This window comes from Neobacillus drentensis (genome assembly GCF_036966985.1).
In the GTDB taxonomy this organism is placed as follows: Bacteria; Bacillota; Bacilli; order Bacillales; family Cytobacillaceae; genus Neobacillus; species Neobacillus drentensis_E.
This window is the reverse complement of record NZ_JBALSN010000334.1, coordinates 1-4,622: the sequence shown is the minus strand read 5'-3', so window position 1 is coordinate 4,622 and position 4,622 is coordinate 1. Positions and strand designations below refer to the sequence as shown.

Below are 4,622 nucleotides of genomic sequence, written 5' to 3'. Positions count from 1 at the left end.
ATCCTTTCCTCAGATACTTGTAGCTTCTCTGCCGCTGCTACAACCGGAAGTGTTACAGCAATGCCCTGATTGCCACTCCCTGTATTCGCCATTACCGGGAGTATAGAACCAGCCATTCTCGCATCTGAACCAGCGGCAGCAAGAGACATGGCCGAAGTCGCTAAATCATCGGATAAGATTCCTTTTTTCACATTTTCCTTAATTGTTTTGCCGACATTGAGTCCATAATTTCCGGAAAGACCTTCCATTCCAATCATTCGATTTAATTCAATACTCTTTTTTACTAGACCTAAGTCAGTTAGGTCTGCTTGAAGTACCCATTCATAGATTTCATTAATCGTAAGCGCTTCTAATTCCTCTTCATCTGTTTGAATCCCAATATTTTCACAACCACCACGGTATACAGCTATTCCATCCACTTCGATTAAGGTGATATTCGTATGATTATCAGAAATTATCGCTCTCGAACACTGCTTATCTGTTCGAACAATCACTTCAATATATAGTCTTTTCGGTGTATCTGCTTGTCCGGCTGTTACTTTACCCTCTTCAATGAGTTTTATCGCCATTCGTTCATCCTCGATTGTAAGCCCGTTTAAAACTTCTAACTGTTGATTTGGATCTCCAGACACTGCTCCAAGTGCAGCAGCGAAATCAAGACCTTTGGCGGTCATTCCTGGAATCCCGACAGACTTGGCATTTTTAATAATATTTCCGCTAGCTTTTACTTTAATCTCTTCTATTTGTCCCGTTACATAACTTTTAGCCGTCGCTGCTGCCAAGGCAATTGCAACTGGCTCCGTGCAGCCAAGGGCAATCACTAATTCTTTCTCCAATATCGTTAAAATTTTGTTCTTCCCCAATATGTTCGCCACCTGTTTTTCTAAAATAACTTTTAATAAATCATACCATAATAGCGTACCTGTCACATTAAAAAAAAGGAGCATATTGGAGGAACTGTTGTACATATTTTCCATTTCCAAGGTAACCACATTGTTGAATTGTAGGATATCGGACAACCTCTACCAGAGGATTCCCCTAACGAGAACGGCATGTTTTAACATACAAAATCAGAATCAACAAGAACACCAAACAACCACCCCTTATTAAGCGGGGAGGTTGTTAAATAGATACGTTCATTATTAGTTTAAAATTCTTCGTATACTGCTGGGTCTTGATTATTGATCCTTCCATCAAGTCGAGTTAATCCTGAAATTAGGCTCATTTCTGTTTCATCTAAGGTGAAGTCAAAGATTGATATATTCTCATGTTGCCTTGTTGGGGAAGCAGATTTCGGGATCGAAATGGCCCCCAGTTGATAATGCCAACGTAGAATTATTTGTGAAATTGTTTTATTGTGCTGGTTGGCAAGCCTTTGAAGAGTGTCATTATGTAAAATATCATTGGCACGAGCTAATGGGCTCCAAGACTCAATCTTAATCTCATTTTCTTCATGCCAATTTCTTTGATTTGCTTGATTGAAGTAAGGATGTAATTCAATTTGGTTTACACTGGGCTTAACACCCGTTTCCTTTTCTAGTCGCTCCATATGTTCAGGCAAGAAATTACACACACCAATTGAACGAATTAGCCCTTTCTCTTTTGCATCAATTAATGCTTGCCACGCTTCCACATAGTGGTCTTGTTTTGGGTTCGGCCAATGAATCAAATACAAATCATAATAATCGAGATGGGCCCGGTATAAGGATTCTTCAATCGTCGTTACAGCTTTGTTATACAATTGATAACGACCTGGTAATTTAGAAGTAATCCTTAACTCTTCTCTAGGAACCGAACTGCGTCTAACTGCTTCACCTACCGTTCCTTCATTTTCATAATTATAAGCAGAATCTATTAGTCGATATCCGATATCCATAGCACTTTGGATAGAATTAACCCCATCATTTCCTTTGAGCTTATATGTACCAAGCCCGATAACCGGCAAAGTTAGTCCGTCATTAAGTGCGATCTCTGGAATGTCTATACTCATTATCTAATCACTCCTCTCAGTAATATCTTAAGATTAGCATAATTTTGAATAGTTTTCATGAAATGAGGTATACAGCAAAAAACACTTACCTCGGAACTTGATTCTCCTGGTAAATGCTTTTATCTCAAATCATTAAACGAAACAACAAAATACGCCTTATCTATTCAATTGTTTAACTTTCGTCATCTTTTTTTCCTTACTTACCTTAATGATTTCCCCAATAATACTGACGGCAATTTCTTGTGTGGTTTCCGATCCAATGTTCAAACCGATGGGAGAATGAACCTGTTCCAACAGTTCTTCACTGACCCCTTCACTTTTTAATTTTTCATAAATTGTTATGACCTTGCGCTTGCTGGCGACCATGCCAACATAGGCAATCGGAAATTTCAGGGCAGTTTTTAAGACGATGTCATCTCCATCTTTTGTAACAATCACCACGTATGAGTTCTCATTTAGTCCGGCTGCCAGCAAAGCCTTTTCAATATCCTCGTTCACATAAAGGTTTGTCGCATTAGGAAAGCGTTCCTTCGTACAATAACCAACGCGATCATCGACAACGCAATAAGGGATTTCAAGAAAATCGGCTAGCTTTGCCAACGCATGGCCTAAATGTCCGGCACCGCATAGAACGAGTTCAGGCCTGCTTTTATAGACTTCAATAAACACCCGCAACGTTCCGCCACAATTCATTTGAATTCCGTCTTTTGCATGTTTATTCAATTTGTATTCAACGATTTTCGATTTGCCATCTTGGATCGCCTTAACACTCTCTTCGATGATATAATGTTCAGCCAAGCCTCCTCCGACAGTGCCTTCAATCGTACCATCACGGTAAACAATCATTTTTCCAACATGCTGGGGAGTTGAGCCCTTTGATTCAATGATTACGGCTAGAGCAAAGTTTTCGTTTTGACGGTTCAGCATGGCCACCTTTTCCATCAGTAGCATGAATAGCTCACCTCCTTCTTTTTAATATTAATTCGGTTGATATTGCTTCCTGCTAAGGAAATATCGTAAAAGATTTAATGCAACAGTTTTTCTGTATAATGCTGTGGAGCGTTGATCGTCGATTGGACGAATGATCTTCTCGAAGGCTGCCACAACCTGAGCGATGTCTGCATCGGCTAATGGTATGGTTTTTCCAATAAGCGTTTTTTCAATATCCACGGAACGAACCATCGTAGGTCCGACCGCTCCGAAGGCAAAGCGCACATCATCGATTCGACCATCATTGATCCGGATATATCCTGCAAATCCTACTTTGGCAATGGCATCTGCGTTGCGGTTGCCGACTTTCTCAAAAACAACATGAGCACCTTTTTCTAAAACGGAGGGTAAGATAATTTCAGCTAAAATCTCATTTTGATGCCGCCCTATCCGTCGGGGACCTTGTATAAAATCGCTAATAGCCACTACTCGATCACCATTTACAGAGCGCAGCAAAAGTTTTGTGTTGTATACATATAATAATGGCAACGTGTCACCAGCAGGAGAAGCATTGCAAATATTCCCGCCTAATGTACCTCGGTTTCTTATTGCCGGGGCAGCAATCGTCTTGATTGCATTTTTTAATGGCAGTGGAATGGACGGATGGTCAAGTAATTCACTATAGGTACAGCATGCCCCGATGTGGAGATCGTTGTGATTTTGATAGACCTGTTTTAATTCGGAAAGATGATCAATAAAAACAAGCGGTTTTGGGAATTTCAGAGGCACTCCCCTTCCACTTTTGTGAAGAACCATGACATCGGTGCCGCCGGCCATGATCACACAGTCTTCATTATTCAATTGGCTCAGCGTTTGGTCTAACCGATCAAAGCGATACGTGGTTATTTTCTCTACCATAAGCCATCACCTTTTTTGGCTGCCTGATTGATCGCATCAACAATCATATTGTAGCCCGTACATCGGCACAGATTTCCAGAAATCCCTTCACGTATGTCAGTCTCTGAAGGATGAGGGTTTTTAGATAACAAAGCGGCACTTGCCATAATCATCCCCGGAATGCAATAGCCACATTGCACTCCCCCGGCACTGGAATAGCTCTCATCTAAAATCTTAAATTGTTCCGTATCCAGTATCCCTTCAATCGTTTGAATATCGGCTCCATCAATCGAGCCAATAGGAATCAGGCAGCTGTTTTGCAAGAGGTTATTCACAAACACACTGCAGGCTCCGCACTCGCCTTCACCACAGCCTTCCTTTGTTCCGATTAACTCAAACTCTTCTCTTATTAAATCTAGTAATCTTACCGTAGCAGGAGCATCGGTTTCTACAATTCTTCCATTTAGTGTAAATTTAATCAACCTCTTCACCTTCTTTTCTACTGAGACTTTCAATAATGACTTCCGGTGTGATTGGAATTTGCTGAAAAGAAGTTTGCAGTGCATCCTCGATTGCCGCTTGGACGGCTGGAGCGCCGCCGATTAATGTCAATTCACCCGCACCCTTCGCCCCGTATGGACCATCAGCATAGGGGTTATCAAAAACCTTGCTTTCAATTGGAACGACGTCCAAGGAAGTCGGCGGTCCATAATCCGATATGCTTTTTTGTTGGATCCTGCCTTGCTTTGACGTCATCTTTTCTAAATACCCGTACGCTAACCCTTGAGCGAGACCACCGTCAATT

The 4,622-nt window shown here is 41.3% G+C and carries 4 protein-coding genes and 2 pseudogenes (1 of these 6 running past the window's edge); all 6 read right to left on the bottom strand.

Annotation, left to right across the window (positions count from 1 at the left end; translation table 11 throughout):
* A pseudogene (locus V7659_RS20885) lies at positions 1–863 on the bottom strand (L-cysteine desulfidase family protein); it reaches 397 nt to the left of the window's first position.
* A 284-nt stretch (positions 864–1,147) separates the two neighbouring features.
* The gene (locus V7659_RS20880) at positions 1,148–1,990 is read right to left on the bottom strand and encodes an aldo/keto reductase (RefSeq protein WP_335541962.1); all 843 of its coding nucleotides are present in this window, start codon (positions 1,988–1,990) and stop codon (positions 1,148–1,150) included.
* Positions 1,991–2,146: 156 nt separating this feature from the next.
* Positions 2,147–2,941: an XdhC family protein gene (locus tag V7659_RS20875; protein ID WP_335541960.1), complete on the bottom strand. Its 795-nt coding sequence runs from the start codon at positions 2,939–2,941 to the stop codon at positions 2,147–2,149.
* A 27-nt stretch (positions 2,942–2,968) separates the two neighbouring features.
* Positions 2,969–3,838 (bottom strand): FAD binding domain-containing protein, encoded by an 870-nt coding sequence (locus V7659_RS20870; protein WP_335541958.1) that lies wholly within the window; start codon positions 3,836–3,838, stop codon positions 2,969–2,971.
* Positions 3,832–4,308, bottom strand: a complete 477-nt coding sequence (locus tag V7659_RS20865) for a (2Fe-2S)-binding protein (protein ID WP_335541963.1) — start codon at positions 4,306–4,308, stop codon at positions 3,832–3,834. The genes V7659_RS20870 and V7659_RS20865 overlap by 7 nt, the downstream gene beginning before the upstream one ends.
* A pseudogene (locus V7659_RS20860) lies at positions 4,292–4,622 on the bottom strand (aldehyde oxidase); the annotation flags it as partial. The gene V7659_RS20865 and the pseudogene V7659_RS20860, both read right to left, overlap by 17 nt.